Genomic DNA, 16191 nt, shown 5'->3' with positions numbered 1-16191 from the left:
CTTAAAAAAGCCCCAACGAATTGGGGCTCCCTCTAAGCTTAAATTTCTGTATCAATTGTTGTGTCAGGTTCTTGAACTGTTTCGCTGACAACTTCAGCTGCAATCACACCATCGTCATTGGCTTCACGGCCTTCAACAATATTTTGAATTTGTTCTGCAGTAATTGTTTCATATTCAAGAAGTGCTTCAACAATACGATCAAGTAGATCACGGCTTTCTTCAATAAGTTTTCGTGCATCTTCTTTACATTGATCAATAATATGACGAACTTCTTTATCAATTTCAAATGCAATCTGACCGGAGTAGTTTTGCGGTTGAGAAATATCTCTTCCTAAGAAAACATTTCCATCGTTACTATCATATTGAATTGGTCCTAAGTCACTCATACCATATTGAGTAACCATTGCACGTGCAATTTTGGTAGCGGATTGAATATCAGAGTATGCACCTGTAGAAATTTCATTAAAGACAATTTCCTCAGCAACACGACCACCAAGATACCCTGTGATTTTACCCATTAAGTCTGAACGACTGTGTGTAAAGGTTTCTTCACGAGGTGTCATCAAGTTATAACCACCTGCTTGTCCACGTGGAATAATTGTGACTTTTTGTACTTTATCAGCACTTTTTAGTTTAATACCAATAATTGCATGTCCGGTTTCGTGAACCGCAACCATATAACGTTCTTTTTCAGTATATTTTTTCGATTTTTTAGCAGGTCCCATAATAACACGGTCAATCGCCTCATCGATAATATCGGTCGTGATTTCCGTTTTATTTTCTCGAACCGAAAGAATTGCTGCTTCGTTCAATACGTTTTCAAGATCAGCTCCTGAGAACCCTGGAGTACGACGCGCAATGTGTTTGAGGACAACATCATCTGCAATTTTTTTATTGCGTGCATGAACTTGTAAGATTTCAGTACGACCTTTTACATCAGGTAACCCAACCGTAATTGTGCGGTCAAATCGTCCTGGTCTAAGCAACGCAGGGTCTAAGACATCATCACGGTTTGTAGCCGCTAATACAAGAACCCCTGAATTTTCTTCAATACCGTCCATCTCAACGAGAAGTTGGTTAAGTGTTTGTTCACGTTCATCGTGTCCACCACCCATACCAGCACCACGTTGGCGTCCGACAGCATCAATTTCATCGATGAAAATAATGCAAGGCGCTGTTGCTTTTGCTTTTTTAAACATATCACGAACACGACTCGCACCAACACCCACAAACATTTCCACAAAGTCAGATCCGGAGATTGCATAGAATGGTACATCTGCTTCTCCAGCAGCTGCTTTCGCGAGCAATGTTTTACCCGTTCCTGGAGGGCCTACAAGCAGCATCCCTTTTGGAATTCGAGCTCCCATCGCTTCAAAGCGTTTTGGATGGCGTAAGTACTCAATTAGCTCTTCCATTTCTTGTTTTTCTTCTTCAGCACCGGCTACATCCTTAAAGCGAACTTTAATATCACCTTGGACCTTAGCACGAGATTTACTGAATTCAAAGGCTTTATTATTACCACCATTTCCCATTTTTGAGAAAAGGAAGAACATAAATCCACCCAATAAGATGTAAGGAATGATTACAAGCAAGAAATCCACAAAGAAATTACTTTCATTTGGGTCTGCTGTCAACATTGCGGCATCTTTCGCAGCAAGTAACTTCGTTACTGCGTTAAGTTGTTCTGGTGTATTGGGTAAACGTGTTGAAAATCCAATCTTACGATCATTTTCAACATACACACCTGTAATATCAATAACATTATTATTTGGTTTAATAATTGTATTTTCAACTTTTTTTGTTTCTACAACACTGTAGAATTCTTTAACAGGTAAAACTTTTTGTGTTTGATGTGCAGCTAACTGCATGATAACAAGTGCCATCATTACAGTCATTACCATCAAGATAATATTATTCTTTTTATTGTTTTTCAACGGGATTCACTCCTTACTTATAGACTGTATCTTTTAAAATTCCAATGTATGGTAATTGTCTATATTTTTCATAATAGTCCATACCAAAACCGATTACAAATAGGTTCTCGATTTCAAACCCAATAAAGTCAGCATATACATCAACGTCACGACGTGATGGTTTGTCCAACAATGTGATAACTTTTACATCATTAGCGCCCTTATTCATTAAGAGTTTAATAACTGCTTTTAGGGTATTTCCTGTATCCACAATATCTTCTACAAGTAAGATATTCGTGCCTTTAATTGAACGATCCAAATCTTTTAAAATTCGAATATCGCGTGATGATTCCGTACCTTCGTAACTTGAAACATCCATGAAATCAAATTCGATATCAAGGTCGATATACTTAATGAGGCGTGCAAGGAATGGTACGGATCCTTTTAAAAGTGCCACAAGTACGAGCGGACCTTCTACATTTTTATAATGTTCTGTGATAACTTGTCCGAGTTCTTCACATCTTTTTTCAATTTCTTGTTCACTAATCAAAATACTCTCTACATCTTGGTGCATACTATAAATAATCCTCCTGCGATAACTATAATTCTAACATAAAAAGATTGGGATTGTTAGAGTAATGATGCGCATCACAACCCATTCCCACAACAAACACAATTTGTTGCGAAGAATTCACAATAACAGGGCACAATTCACGTTCATGACGTGGTATTTTTCGATCAATAAAGAATCGATTTAATGACTTCGTTCCAAACCGCATTTTAATTGCATCTCCCTCACGGGCATTTCGAATCACAATTGGAAAATCAGATTCAGAAAGGGTTACACCTTGAATCGTTTGACCCGTCTTACTTAAGATAAAATGATTCGTAGATTCATACCTTATCTCATTATAGTGATATTCAAATGCAGCGTTTTTTGCAAGGGATAGTTCACCATAACTTGAACTCAGCCGCATGTCCCCAAACTGGAGAAATGCCTTTTCTTGCAGAATGAGTTCATCAAGTTCTTTCAGAAAACGTCCACTCATTGTATGCGTATCGACTCCATGTTGTGACATCCACAAACGAAGCACGCGTGTCCGTATTCCATCCTGGATTAGAGCATACATATCGACCTTAACTTTAGAACCCAATTGTAAGGCGATACTCCTCACTATTTTACTCCTTTTTTCACCACATTGCTTTGCAGCAACCATTTCTTTAACTAAACTTTCATATGATGCCTTATCCATCTTCGAAATCTCATGACGTATTTGGTTGCGTGTATAGTCAAGACTTAAATTCGATTCATCAATACCAAAATGAATTTGCTGTTCTTCACAATACTTAAGAATCATTGCTTTTGTCATATCCAAAAGCGGACGCCAAACTGTAATCCCCATGATTTGTGTATACTCGGCCAAGCCAATGTGCTCACTTTCCATATTTCGTTTTTTTTGGAAAAGATACGTCTCCAAATCATCGTTAAAGTGGTGGGCAACCGCGACGCCTTCGGCTTGATACTTATTTACAAGATTTCTAAAGAAGGCATAACGAAACTCCCGCGCTTGGTGTTGAAAATTATGGTTTTGACCATCATCGATATAGTTCAAGCATTCGAATGTGATCTGATGTTTTTCACAATATGCTTTGACGATGTCTTCGTCACGTTGACTTGTTTCTCTTTTACCATAGTTAACATGGGCCGCAACACAATCTATGCCTTGTTGCGAAAGTTTATCGAGAAGGGCCATTGAATCAGGGCCTCCCGATACACCTACAATCCATTGTTTATGCATCTTCACTTACCTCCATACCAAACGTTTCTTTTATAATCAGATCACGAATTTCTTTAAACATCGGTCCATTCGGATCAATTCGTCCATTAATTGAAATCACTCTTGCTGAATTAACATATTTACAATCGTTAAGGAAGAGTACCGAAGACTTATTTAGACCCGGAATCTGCCCAATGTAATATAAATGGCGCTTTCCCAACTGATTAATATTGCGCGCCTGCTGAATAATTTCATAATTTGAAGTCATCGGTACGACAAATAGTTTATAGTTGAAAATTCCCATAACCAATCCAAAATGTTGATAACCGGCTTCATTGATAAAAGCCTGCCCAAACTCCATATAACAGATATCCCCAATCGATACACTCAAATTCAACGATTCACACGACCAATTTTTTTGCCGACACATTCGATTCAGACCACTGATACATTCTTTTCGAATATAGTAGGGTGGCAACAGATAAATATAACTTCGATATGTATTTAAATAATCTTCAACCGTCCGATGAATGGACCGGTTTTCACATTTTTTAGCCAACCAGGTTCTAGTTTCATCATAAAAATCCCTCCGAAACTAGATAATCTTTTAATAGAATACTCCCTAAATAAAAAGAGCCATTGGCTCTTTTTAAAACACTTAGTTGTAATTATCGTACTAAGTCTAAGTTTTCTAACATGATTCCTGTTCCTTCAGCTACACAAGTTAATGCGTTTTCAGCAACATAAACTGGAATACTTAATTCATGTGAAATTAATTCATCAAGGCCATGTAATAGAGCACCACCACCTGTAAGGACAATTCCTCGTCCTACAATATCTGCTGATAATTCAGGAGGTGTTTGTTCAAGAACAGTACGGCATGCGCGAACAATATCTTGAAGACTTTCGTGCATTGCATTCGCTGTTTCTTCCGCTTTTAATGTAATTGTATTTGGAAGACCTGTAACTAAATCGCGACCACTGACCGCAATTGTAGTTTGTTCCATGTCTTTGACACTGTCAATACGAGCAGTTCCAATATGTGTTTTAATTTCTTCAGCGGTACGATCACCAATTAAAAGTTTATAAGTATCTTTAACATATTTGATAATGTCATGATCTAAACGGTCTCCCGCAACTTTTAGTGAGGTACTTGTTACGATTTCTCCAAGTGAAAGGATTGCAACATCCGTTGTTCCTCCACCTATATCTAAAACCATTGATCCCGCTGGTTTAGAAATATCAAGATTTGCTCCTACTGCAGCAACCTTTGGTTCCTCTTCGATGTAAACACGTTTTGCACCTGCACGGTAAGCAGCATCACTGATCGCTTTACGTTCTACAGATGTAATGTTTGATGGACAGCAAATTAAAATTGTTGGTCGAGAAAACATCCCCTTCAGGTTTAATTTTCTAACAAAATATTGAAGCATCATTTCTGTCACTTCAAAATCTGCAATAACCCCATCCTTCAATGGACGAATTGCTAGAACACGTCCTGGTGTACGTCCTAACATATCTTTTGCTGATTGTCCTACAGCAAGGCATTTTTTAGTTTCAGCATCAATGGATACTACAGAAGGTTCGTCTAAAACGACGCCTTCGCCTTTTACATAAATTAAAATATTTGCGGTACCTAAGTCAATTCCGACTGCTTTTGAAAACATTCTTTGTCCTCCAATTCTCTCGTCTTTTCTACATGAAATAAGCGAATGATAATCCCATTAAAAACTGCGCTACAACATAACCTAATCCAAGAGATAAGAATATGTAGAGTAATTGAATACGCGTTTCACTACCTTTTCGCATCACTTTATGAAAATCAATCCCACTGAGCGCATACGCACTTGCGAGAAAACATACGAAATATAAAACAATTCTTTGGATATCATGCATAATTATTCACCTATATTACTATACCAAATAACACATCGAAATTCCATTGATAATATAAAATAACAAAATTTACGATATTCTTGTTTTTCGTTCATTCCAGAAGTCCCTTTGCGCTTAAATTCATTCCAATTGCTCCCAAAGGTGTTGTCATTAAAATCGCAAGCACCGATAACGCAAGAATTACATCGCCATGTGCCAATCCAAGCGCCAAGGGTGTACCACCAATCGCGGCTTGAACTGTTGCCTTTGGTATGTATGAAATTGCTACAAAAACGTGTTCCTTAAGCTTTAAATCTGTTCTAATCAATGAAATAAACACACCGACCATACGCATCAAAAGAGCACCAATAATGATCACAACTCCGATTATACCCGATGACTGCGCGGCTTTAAAATCCACTTGCGCACCAACCAGCACAAAAAGAAACACCTCCGCAACCATCCAGAGTGAATCCATCGCCTGCGAAAGATAATCCGATATCTGTGGATTATACTCTTTAATTGTTATGGCACTCACCATAATTCCTAGAAGTGATGCAACCGGAAAGACGCTTTCTGTTTTTTGTAAAACAAAAGCGAGAAAGAGTAGAAGGACTACCGTGTATTTTGTATGCTTCCCCAATGCACTGATAAGGCGCCCCAGCATTACCCCGGAAATAATTCCAGAAACTATCATTACGGGTAATCTAAGCATAATTTGAAGCATTGAGGCCGTCCTTGCAGTCGCAAGACTTAGAAAAACAGAGAAGATTGAGATAGCGACTACATCATCCACGGAAGCTCCAGCCAATATGAGTGTCGGAATCTTTTTTTCTGTGCCTATTTGGCTCTTTTCAAGATAAACCATCATGGGAACAACAACAGCCGGTGACACCGCGGCTAAAATAAACCCCATCATCCCGCCTTGTATTACAGTGAACCCCAATAAGTAGACACTTAGAGCCATTACCGTCACCGCCTCAAAAACTCCCGGTACAAAGCTTAGAAGTAACGCTGGTCGACCCACGTGCATAAGATTTTCGCGATCAATCCCAAACCCCGCCCTTAACAGAATAATGATCAGAGCGACACCTCTAATGTCGGGGATAACCCTTGAATCGTTGGATGAATCCAATCCAACCCAAAAGGCCCTATAACCATTCCCATAAGAACCAACAAAATCAACGGTGGTAGGTGTAGTCTTAGTCCTACCTTTTTCAAAAGAAAACCTAAAGCAATAATTAACACGATTGTATAAATCATAACGCCTCCATAAAAAAAACTCCTACAAAAAGACCCTATGGTCTATGTAGGAGTTATCAGCTGTCGCAATTATGGTGAACTCCATCACCGTTTTTAATATTATAACAGATTTTATCGACTTTGAATCGTCTTGATAAACACTTTGAGTTTTTCCTCACTCACACCCTCGAAGGCACCTAAATCACTATAAGCATACGATACCGTATCATTTTGAGTTGTCGGGTCCAAATACCACGTTTTAAATGAGCTGTGAAGTTGTGTAATCCCTGTTTTATCCACAATTTCTAAAGCGTTGTGCTCATTCACGCCTGCACCCACACAAAATTCAATTTTCCCAGAATACTTCGCATTAAGGTCTGCCAATAAATCGGTGCCCGCGCCTGCTTGAGCTTGTAGACCACTTGTTAATACACGATCAACCCCACAAGCAATTAAATCTTCGATTGCTTGAATGGGATCGTTCACACAATCAAAAGCACGATGAAATACAGATTCAATTCCCGCACTTTTACACATCGCTACGAATTGTTGGGTTCGTTCTTTATTTACTGAGGCATCTTCATTTAGAAACCCAAAAACCAAACCATCGGATCCACTTTGAATTAAGCGCTCTGCATCAAGAACCATTGTCTCAAACTCTATCATAGAGTAAAAAAATCCGCCGCCGCGGGGACGAACCATCGTAATAATTGGTAACGTCGTATATTTTTTCGCTGATATAAGCATGCCCACACTCGGTGTTAAACCACCGAGATAAAGACCACTGTTTAGTTCAATACGATTTGCACCGCATGCATTCGCAACAATACAATCTTCTACACTTCCTGCACACACTTCCACAATCATGGTGAACCCCTCCTTTTAGTAATGCATGAATCAAAACAAAAAACCACAGAAAAACTGTGGTTTGGAAATTATTTCGTACCGAAAATACGGTCTCCAGCATCACCAAGACCTGGAACAATATAGCCATCGTCATTGAGTTTTTCATCCAATGCCGCTAAGAAAATATCAACATCTGGATGTGCTTTTTTGATAAGCTCTACCCCTTCAGGTGCACCAACAAGACAAACAAGTTTAATTGTCTTTGCCCCATGTTTTTTAACGATTTCAATCGCTGCATCTGCACTACCACCTGTTGCTAACATTGGGTCTAAAACCAAGACTTCAGATTCTGCTAGATTTTCAGGGAATTTTGCGAAATATTCATGTGGCATCAGTGTTTCTTCATCACGATATACACCAACATGTCCTACTTTTGCTGTTGGAATTAAATTTTGAATTCCATCAACCATACCAAGGCCTGCACGTAAAATCGGAACTAAAACAACATCACGTTTCATTTCAAATGTATCATATTCTCCACATGGTGTGTGAATTGTAATTGGATCTAATTTGAGATCACGTGTGATTTCATAGGCCATTAGACCTGCTATTTCATCGAGATTTTGACGGAAATCCTTTGTTTTTGTTGATTCCATTCTCATTTGTGTAAGTTTATGTGTAATTAATGGGTGATTTAATACTGTAATCATATTCTTTCTCCTCTCACCGGGTATTGACGTGTTAATGTTTTTACTTCATTACTAATTCGTGTCAAGATTTCTTCGTCTTCATAGTGCGTCAATGCTTCATGAACCCAATAAGCAATCTTTTTAAACTCTTCCTCTTTAAAGCCGCGACTTGTCATTGCAGGAGATCCTAGACGGATTCCACTGGTGACTGCTGGTCTTTCCGAATCAAAAGGAATTGCATTTTTGTTTATGGTAATACCTACTTTATCAAGGACTTTTTCCGCATGTGCCCCCGTCATTCCTATGCTGTTTTTCACATCCACAAGAATTAAATGGTTATCGGTTCCACCACTTACCAAACGGTATCCTAAATCCGCAAACGCATCTGCAAGTGTTTGTGCATTCCAGATAACTTGTTTTTGATATGTTTTGAAATTTGGTTGCAACGCTTCATAGAAGCACACAGCCTTTCCTGCAATCACATGCATTAAAGGTCCCCCTTGCATTCCAGGGAATACGGATCGATCCAGTTTACGAGCATATTTTTCTTTACAGAGAATTGCTCCCCCACGCGGACCGCGCAGTGTTTTATGCGTTGTTGTTGTTACAAAGTCTGCATAAGGAACGGGACTTTGATGAAGTCCTGAAGCTACAAGACCAGCAATATGAGCCATATCTACCATAAGATAAGCGCCAACCTCATCCGCAATTTCTTTAAAACGTTTGAAGTCAATTTCGCGAGAATATGCACTTGCTCCTGCCACGATTAATTTAGGTTGAACTTCTAAGGCTCTTTTCAATACATAGTCATAATCAATCATTTCAGTGTGTTTATCAACACCATATCCGAAGAATGTGTAATTAATTCCCGAGAAGTTTAATTGGTGTCCATGAGTAAGATGACCACCCGAATTTAAATCCATCCCTAAAACTACATCACCATGTTCTAATACAGTCATATACACGGCCATATTCGCTTGAGAGCCACTATGGGGTTGAACATTCGCGTGCTCTGCACCATAAATTTCTTTAAGACGGTCAATCGCTAAATTTTCAATAACATCCACATACTCACAACCGCCATAATAGCGTTTTCCAGGATACCCTTCCGCATATTTATTCGTTAGAATGCTTCCGGTAACTTCCAGTACTTGATCTGAAACATAATTTTCTGAAGCAATTAACTCAATGTGATCAAGTTGACGTTGCTCTTCTAATTCAATGGCTTCAAATACTTTTGTATCTCTCATTCACGGCCCTCCTTGGTCTCTAAATCAGATATCTTACAAATACGACGACCATGACGTGCATCTTCACTGTATGGTGTCTCAATCCATGTCTTAAGAATTGCGACATTGGTTTCATAAGGCGTTGTACGGCCTCCCAATGCGAGCATATTTGAATCATTGTGCTCACGTGTAAGTTGAGCAACTTCCGTACTTGTCACAAGCGCACAGCGAATCCCTTTTACCTTATTCGCCACGATTGAAACCCCAACACCGGTTCCACAAACAACAACACCTCGATCATACAAACCTTCTGCTACTGCTTTTGCAGCAGGATACGCAAAATCAGGATAGTCCTGGGATTCCTCGGAGTAAACCCCGAAATCCTTAACTTCATGACCCATTTCTTCTAAAACTAAACGGAGTCCCTCTTTTGTTTCAAACCCTCCGTGGTCCGCTGCTATAGCGATTTTCATAATCCTACCTCCTTATTGATTTCTTCTAATGTAATAACACCTTGTCGTAAACACTTAATTTCATCCCCTGTAATATCAAACACACTGGATGAAACCCCTCCGACACACTCTCCCAAAACCACACCTTCAATACGGCCATCAAGTTGATCAATAACCATGTCCGATGAAATTGCAGTATCAAACCCAGAACGATTTGCGGATGGAAGCCAAATTGGATAGCCTACTTTATTAATAATGTCTTGAACCCATACATCATCTGCCATACGAATACCAATTGTGCGTTGATCGCCTAAGAAAGGGAACACGCCATCTTTGATATTAAAAATAAATGTCACAGCACCTGGCATAAAGGTTTTCATGAGGTGACGATCACGGTCTGTTAATTCCGCAACGCACTCAATTTGATCAAGGGAACCAACCATCAATGGGAATGGTTTATTCTCAGGACGTTCCTTCGCATCCTTTAGCTTTTGATACAAAGCACCATCGGCACTGCTTGCAGCCAAGCCATATACTGTATCCGTCATAATCGCGACAAGCCCACCCTCTTGAATCATTTGTGCAATATCATCACTTTGATCTTTATTAAATCGTTTTGTATCCATATCGTTTCCTCTACTCTCTACGTCTATTTTATCATACACATCCCCCAAAAAAAGATACTAATCTTCGTGATTAATACCCTTGTAGACAAAGACCATACGATCAAGGCCATTGATGTCTTGACGAAGCACAATCTTAGCGTCACTAAAAAATTCTTGAGCTAAAGAAACAACGGCTTCTCCAATATCAAAACCAATCTCAAAAGCCATCACTGCTTTATCGTTTAAAACAAGATGTGCCTTTTCAAACACTTTGCGATAGAAAAACAAACCATCCTCACCACCAAATAAGGCAACATGAGGTTCATTATTTAATACCGATGTTTGAATATGTTCTGTATTTTTAATATAAGGTGGATTACATGCTAGAACATCAAGTTTAATATTTTTCTCGATTAATGGTTCTAACATATCTCCTTGCATAAATTCCATATCTGCTTGGTTGTAATCCGCATTATGGCGTGCTACTTCCAATGCTTCTTCACTAATATCCGAAGCATATACTTTTAAGTTTAATTCTTTCGCTAAAGCAATGCCGATAGCACCACTACCACAAGCAACATCCGCAATTACGGGTGTATCAAAATGTGCATCAATATCCGATAAAAGATGACCCACAAGCTCTTCAGTTTCTGAACGCGGTATAAGAACTCCCTCATTCACAAACATTTTATAGCCGTAGAACCATTCATAGCCCAAGACATACCCTAAAGGCTCGTCTGTAGTTAATTGATTGATCTTATTTCGATATTCGTCAGAGAAAACAGCATCAACCGTTTCATTGTAAATAGCAAACATATCCAAGTCTTGATCTCGTAAAAGTTCAAGCATCAAAACACGAGCGAAGCCCGTATAGATATTTGCTTTGTCGAGAATCGCTGTTCCCTCATTAACTAAATCTTTATAAGTCATTAAGCACCTTGTTCAAGGATTTCTTTTTGTTCTTGCTCAAGAAGAGCATTAACAATTTCATCCAACTTACCTTCCATAATAATATCTAATTTTTGTAATGTTAATCCAATTCGGTGATCACTCACACGATTTTGTGGATAGTTGTATGTACGTATTTTTTCAGAACGGTCTCCAGTACCAACTTTCGACTGACGTTCGCCATGACGTTCTGCTTGTACTCGACGTTGGTGTTCTTCATAAACACGAGCACGAATTAAGCGCATTGCTTTATCTTTATTATCGTGTTGTGAACGACCATCTTGACACTTCACTGCAATCCCTGTAGGTTTGTGAAAAATACGGACTGCTGAGTCCGTTTTATTAACGTGTTGTCCACCGGCACCGGATGATCGCATTGTATCGATTTCAAGATCGTTTGGATCAATATCAATTTCTTCATCCTCAACATCCGCTAAAACGAGTACGGTTGCAGTTGAACTATGAATTCGACCTTGTGTTTCTGTTTTTGGCACACGTTGAACACGATGTGCTCCCGATTCAAATTTAAAGTGACGGAATGGTTCCGCACCTTTAACAACGAATGAAATTAAAGAATATCCACCCGCTTCAGCATCCATTGCTTCAATTAATTCATATTTGTATCCAAGACTTTCTGCATATCGGGTGTACATACGGTATAAGTCACCTGCGAAGATATTTCCTTCATCGCCACCCGCTGCTCCACGAATTTCCACAATTGCATCAAAGGAATCTGATGGGTCTTTAGGAACCAACAGAACTTCGAGTTCTTCAATAATTTTTACCATTTTTTCAGAATATTCCGCAGATTCCATCGCTGCAAGTTCTTGCAACTCAGGCTCATCGACCGCAAGCATTTCTTGTGCTTGCGTGAAAAAGTCTTCTGCTTCTAAGAATTGTCGGTATGCATGCAAGACTTGTTGCATGGACGATTGCTCTTTACCTAATTTTGCCATCATTTTACGATCCGACAACACTTCTGAAGACATCATCATTTCAGTGATTTCTTCATCACGTGCTTGGATCTTTTCAAGACGGTCTCTCATTGTTTTTTCCATCATTATTTATCACCTTCGCTATATCCATTAATTTGAGGTTTGTCCAAAACAATATGGTCGTGTCGGCAACGTGCTTCATACGCTTCACTCGCACCAATCATCACAACGGGGTCATGATAGGATGCTGGTTTTCCATTTACTAAGCGTTGTGTACGTGTCGCGGGTGCGCCACATTCTGTACAAACCGCCGTTAGTTTTGTTACAAACTCTGCAGTAGTCATTAATTTAGGAATTACGCCAAAAGGTTCACCACGAAAATCCATGTCAAGACCCGCAACCATCACACGTTTGCCTTCTAAAGCAAGATGGTCACACACCTTAACAATTTCTTCATCAAAGAATTGAACTTCATCAATCGCAACAACATCCGTTTCTTTCGTAACGTATTTTAAGATGTCTGTCGCATTATCAACTACAACACTCTGCACGCTAGTTCCCGCATGCGAAACGACCTTACTGTCACTGTAGCGATTATCCACAGCTGGCTTAAAAACAATAATGTTTTTATGTGCAAATTTTAAAACATTAATACGACGAATTAGCTCTTCAGTCTTTCCAGCGAACATGCAGCCTGTAATGACTTCGATATAACCCTCTTGATATTGATGATACATCATATTCTTTCACCTCATCATTATTATTCTATCGTATTTTAACAAAATTAATACACAAAGTCCTAAAAATAACACTATATTTTTACATTTCATAATTTACTCATAAAAAAGAGCGTTGTCGCCAACACTCTTTTCATTGTTTATAAGGTTGAACCTTATTTTATACCATATTTCTTATTGAACTTGTCAATACGTCCAGCTGCATTAGCAAAACGTTGTTTACCTGTATAGAAATGATGGCAGTTTGAGCAAGTATCTACACGTAGATCTGTTGCTGTTGAACCAACTTCAATTTCAGTATTACAAGATGAACAAACAATTTTAGTTTGGTGGTATTCTGGATGAATTCCTTTTTTCATATGTACATGTCTCCTTCCGCCTAAAGTTTTTTCACTTTAGATAAGTGCTAAGTTATAATATCATATCCGATAGTAAAGCGCAATAAAATTGCTTATGCATATCATGAAATTTTAACACACCCCAGTTTGCTTTGAATTCAAATTGAAATGAATGCCTTTTTAAGCCTTATTTGCGCCTTTAGCCGACTTAAAATGAGCGCTTAGTTTTTGTATGCTTTAATGATGTTTTCAATGATAATGCCAATTAAAAGTCCGAAACTTGGTCCCACAACCATTGAGTAGGTAGATAGGTGGTTCGTCAGAACTCCGACCGTCGTTCCAATTAAGAGTCCGAATCCAATGCCATAACCGTTTTCTTTCATGAGACCCCTTTCCGATATTTTACGAAGCATTTCCCCTGGGCATCCTCAATAAGTGTCATGGGAATTCGTTTGTAAAATTCTATGAGTTTTGGATTATTATCGGTTACCAAGACCGTTTGTCGAACGTCGGGATACAGAGATAATAATGTCAACAGAAGTGTTTGCCCAATTCCCTGACGTTGGTATTCATTCAGAATAAGCAAATCCTGAACATAGAGAATGGTCTCGCCATCACCGACAGCACGGATAAGTCCTACAAGTTGGTTCATATCCCAGGCCGTAAGCGTGATCATTGAATTTTCAATCGCTCGCATGAGTTTTTCCGGATTGTTTGTATAGGTATACCAACCCGCATCTTTATACAGCTTCAAAACATCGTTCAATTCAAGTTTGATATCTTGTTGATACGTAATCATAAAGGATCACCACCTTTATGATTATTGTATGCTTTATGAATCGATTACACAACTGGATGCATTGTTTCATTGGTTTTACTTTGTTCGATTTCTTAGTTCTTTGTATTTCAACGTAAAATCAAGCGTGCCCACGGCAACAAGCATCGACACTGTAATCAGATAGGCCAACTCGAGACGATGCGTTAAAAATAAAAAGATACTAATCCCAAATAAACACAGAAGAAACACACCTAAAAATCGCACTTCTTTTGAAAGAACTGGCGTTTCAAAATGACTTAAGGACTCTCGATTATATTTATACACACCCACCCCAGACATGATGATAGCAATATCGAGAAGATATGTCGTTATAAAAAAGAAGTTACCGGTCCTTGAAAAAACAAGCCACCCTAAGCCGATAGCAATGATGATATAGATTGGTGCATAAAGGGAAAGACTCTCTTTATTTTTTTTCATGTTAACACCCCTTTTGTTTGTTCAATCAAGCCTCAGTTGGATCTTGACGCTTGTACTTCATTATAAAGTAGAAAGGCACTGCAATAAGCAAGCCTGCAAGCCCCCAAAGCAGTTGTTCCATGGTTGCTTGTGATAACATCCAAAAACTTACGGTAATCGCAAAAAGCGGAATAACTGGACCTAAGGGCATTTTAAAGTCAAATTCCGTAGGCTGATTGCGTTTGCGAAAGACCAAAACAGATAAACATGTAGGTATATATTGTGCAAATCGCGAAACAACACTGATTGCAGCAAGCGTTGCGAAACTCCCTGAGAGTGCAATCGGAATTGCAACACCAACTGAAATTAAGATGGCATATGTGGGTGTATTACGTTTACTTCGTTTACTGATAAATGAAGGAAGTAATCCGTCATCCGCAAGTGCAACACCGCATCGTGGTGTAACAAATGAATTCGCAATATTTATACCACCTATAGAAACAAGCGTACCCGCTGCGACCAGTGCAGATCCAAAAGGACCTAATATCATCCCCATTGCAGTCTGAATCGGTGTTGGAATGTTCGCAAGTTCTGGTCCTAGAATTCCAATTGATACCAGCTGTATGAAAAAATAGAAAAACGAAACAACAATCATCACTATCACCGTTGCCTTCGGTAAATCCTTCTGCGGATTTTCCATATCCTCTGCAGCAACCGAAATGTTTTCGAATCCGGTAAATGCATAAAATAACAGCAATGCTGTTTTTCCAAAATTACCGGTTGATTCGATTTGTACCGGGTGGAAATTACCCGGTTGAATAAAAAAGATTCCAATCACAATAAACATGAGCATGGGCACCAGTTTTGAAACCGTCACGACATTATTTAGAATCTTAGATACATTAACCCCTATCACATTCACAATCCCGAGTCCCACTAAAATACAAACGACCACACAATTTTGTATCATTGGGTCTTGAGCTGCTGGAATAATTTGTCCAAGCGCTGTTGCGAACGCTACGGCCATGGTGGCCCAAGCAATGATACAAATGGCCCACTTAATAAAACCAACTTCAAAGCCGATAAAGTCACCAAATGCTTCTTTCGCATAAACGTAGGGACCACCGTTTTTATTGAAATACGTTGCCGCCTCCGCAAAACACAATCCGATACTCATCACAACAAACATATTGAAAATAAAAACACCTAAACTTGCTGTTCCCATGAGTGCCATTGCTTTATTCGGTAAAAGAAAAATACCTGAACCAATAATAGCGTTAATGCCTAATAAAATGATGCTCAATAAACCGAGTTTTTTCTTCATGTCTACCATCCTAACTGAAAATTGAATTTATACCTAATGATAAACG

The 16191-nt window shown here is 38.9% G+C and carries 20 protein-coding genes and 1 riboswitch; all 20 genes read right to left on the bottom strand.

Annotated features, from left to right (window positions below; translation table 11 throughout):
- Positions 1-38: 38 nt before the first annotated feature.
- The gene (ftsH, locus tag EEI45_RS02180; protein WP_125163973.1) at positions 39-1934 is read right to left on the bottom strand and encodes an ATP-dependent zinc metalloprotease FtsH; all 1896 of its coding nucleotides are present in this window, start codon (positions 1932-1934) and stop codon (positions 39-41) included.
- Between the two features lie 13 nt (positions 1935-1947).
- Positions 1948-2487 carry a hypoxanthine phosphoribosyltransferase gene (gene hpt, locus EEI45_RS02175; RefSeq protein ID WP_125163972.1) on the bottom strand — a complete coding sequence of 180 codons (540 nt, stop codon included), beginning with the start codon at positions 2485-2487 and terminating at the stop codon, positions 1948-1950.
- 25 nt (positions 2488-2512) lie between these two features.
- Positions 2513-3712, bottom strand: coding sequence for a tRNA lysidine(34) synthetase TilS (gene tilS, locus EEI45_RS02170; RefSeq protein ID WP_125163971.1), 1200 nt, complete (start codon positions 3710-3712; stop codon positions 2513-2515).
- Positions 3705-4250, bottom strand: a complete 546-nt coding sequence (locus tag EEI45_RS02165) for a hypothetical protein (protein WP_228410453.1) — start codon at positions 4248-4250, stop codon at positions 3705-3707. Before EEI45_RS02165 ends, tilS begins: the two co-directional genes overlap by 8 nt.
- A gap of 109 nt (positions 4251-4359) precedes the next feature.
- Positions 4360-5358, bottom strand: coding sequence for a rod shape-determining protein (gene mreB, locus EEI45_RS02160; protein WP_003774334.1), 999 nt, complete (start codon positions 5356-5358; stop codon positions 4360-4362).
- Between the two features lie 28 nt (positions 5359-5386).
- Positions 5387-5587: a DUF1146 domain-containing protein gene (locus EEI45_RS02155; protein WP_018580299.1), complete on the bottom strand. Its 201-nt coding sequence runs from the start codon at positions 5585-5587 to the stop codon at positions 5387-5389.
- Positions 5588-5678: 91 nt separating this feature from the next.
- A complete protein-coding gene (locus tag EEI45_RS02150) occupies positions 5679-6599 on the bottom strand; it encodes a cation:proton antiporter domain-containing protein (protein ID WP_267128137.1) in 921 nt (306 codons plus the stop codon).
- 270 nt (positions 6600-6869) lie between these two features.
- A riboswitch (Fluoride riboswitch) is annotated at positions 6870-6927 on the bottom strand.
- Positions 6928-6940: 13 nt separating this feature from the next.
- A complete protein-coding gene (locus EEI45_RS02145) occupies positions 6941-7675 on the bottom strand; it encodes a copper homeostasis protein CutC (protein WP_125163970.1) in 735 nt (244 codons plus the stop codon).
- Positions 7676-7743: 68 nt separating this feature from the next.
- Complete coding sequence (upp, locus tag EEI45_RS02140) at positions 7744-8364, bottom strand: uracil phosphoribosyltransferase (RefSeq protein ID WP_125163969.1); 621 nt, start codon at positions 8362-8364, stop codon at positions 7744-7746.
- Positions 8361-9593, bottom strand: coding sequence for a serine hydroxymethyltransferase (locus EEI45_RS02135; protein ID WP_125163968.1), 1233 nt, complete (start codon positions 9591-9593; stop codon positions 8361-8363). Before EEI45_RS02135 ends, upp begins: the two co-directional genes overlap by 4 nt.
- Entirely contained in the window at positions 9590-10045 is a 456-nt protein-coding gene (gene rpiB, locus EEI45_RS02130) for a ribose 5-phosphate isomerase B (RefSeq protein WP_125163967.1), read from the bottom strand. Before rpiB ends, EEI45_RS02135 begins: the two co-directional genes overlap by 4 nt.
- The gene (locus EEI45_RS02125; RefSeq protein WP_125163966.1) at positions 10042-10650 is read right to left on the bottom strand and encodes an L-threonylcarbamoyladenylate synthase; all 609 of its coding nucleotides are present in this window, start codon (positions 10648-10650) and stop codon (positions 10042-10044) included. The genes rpiB and EEI45_RS02125 overlap by 4 nt, the downstream gene beginning before the upstream one ends.
- A gap of 57 nt (positions 10651-10707) precedes the next feature.
- Positions 10708-11559: a peptide chain release factor N(5)-glutamine methyltransferase gene (gene prmC, locus EEI45_RS02120; RefSeq protein WP_125163965.1), complete on the bottom strand. Its 852-nt coding sequence runs from the start codon at positions 11557-11559 to the stop codon at positions 10708-10710.
- Positions 11559-12638 carry a peptide chain release factor 1 gene (gene prfA, locus EEI45_RS02115; RefSeq protein WP_181950064.1) on the bottom strand — a complete coding sequence of 360 codons (1080 nt, stop codon included), beginning with the start codon at positions 12636-12638 and terminating at the stop codon, positions 11559-11561. The genes prmC and prfA overlap by 1 nt, the downstream gene beginning before the upstream one ends.
- Complete coding sequence (locus tag EEI45_RS02110) at positions 12638-13249, bottom strand: thymidine kinase (protein ID WP_164503768.1); 612 nt, start codon at positions 13247-13249, stop codon at positions 12638-12640. Before EEI45_RS02110 ends, prfA begins: the two co-directional genes overlap by 1 nt.
- Positions 13250-13404: 155 nt before the next feature.
- Complete coding sequence (rpmE, locus tag EEI45_RS02105; protein ID WP_125163962.1) at positions 13405-13608, bottom strand: 50S ribosomal protein L31; 204 nt, start codon at positions 13606-13608, stop codon at positions 13405-13407.
- 200 nt (positions 13609-13808) lie between these two features.
- On the bottom strand, positions 13809-13970 hold the full coding sequence (locus EEI45_RS08525) for a hypothetical protein (RefSeq protein ID WP_164503747.1): 162 nt from the start codon (positions 13968-13970) through the stop codon (positions 13809-13811).
- Positions 13967-14386: a GNAT family N-acetyltransferase gene (locus EEI45_RS02100; RefSeq protein ID WP_125163961.1), complete on the bottom strand. Its 420-nt coding sequence runs from the start codon at positions 14384-14386 to the stop codon at positions 13967-13969. The genes EEI45_RS08525 and EEI45_RS02100 overlap by 4 nt, the downstream gene beginning before the upstream one ends.
- Positions 14387-14461: 75 nt before the next feature.
- The gene (locus EEI45_RS02095) at positions 14462-14842 is read right to left on the bottom strand and encodes a hypothetical protein (protein ID WP_125163960.1); all 381 of its coding nucleotides are present in this window, start codon (positions 14840-14842) and stop codon (positions 14462-14464) included.
- 25 nt (positions 14843-14867) lie between these two features.
- Positions 14868-16145, bottom strand: a complete 1278-nt coding sequence (locus EEI45_RS02090; protein WP_125163959.1) for an APC family permease — start codon at positions 16143-16145, stop codon at positions 14868-14870.
- Positions 16146-16191: the final 46 nt, after the last annotated feature.

The organism is Erysipelothrix piscisicarius (assembly GCF_003931795.1).
In the GTDB taxonomy this organism is placed as follows: Bacteria; Bacillota_I; Bacilli_A; order Erysipelotrichales; family Erysipelotrichaceae; genus Erysipelothrix; species Erysipelothrix piscisicarius.
This window is presented reverse-complemented; position numbering and strand designations above follow the sequence as displayed.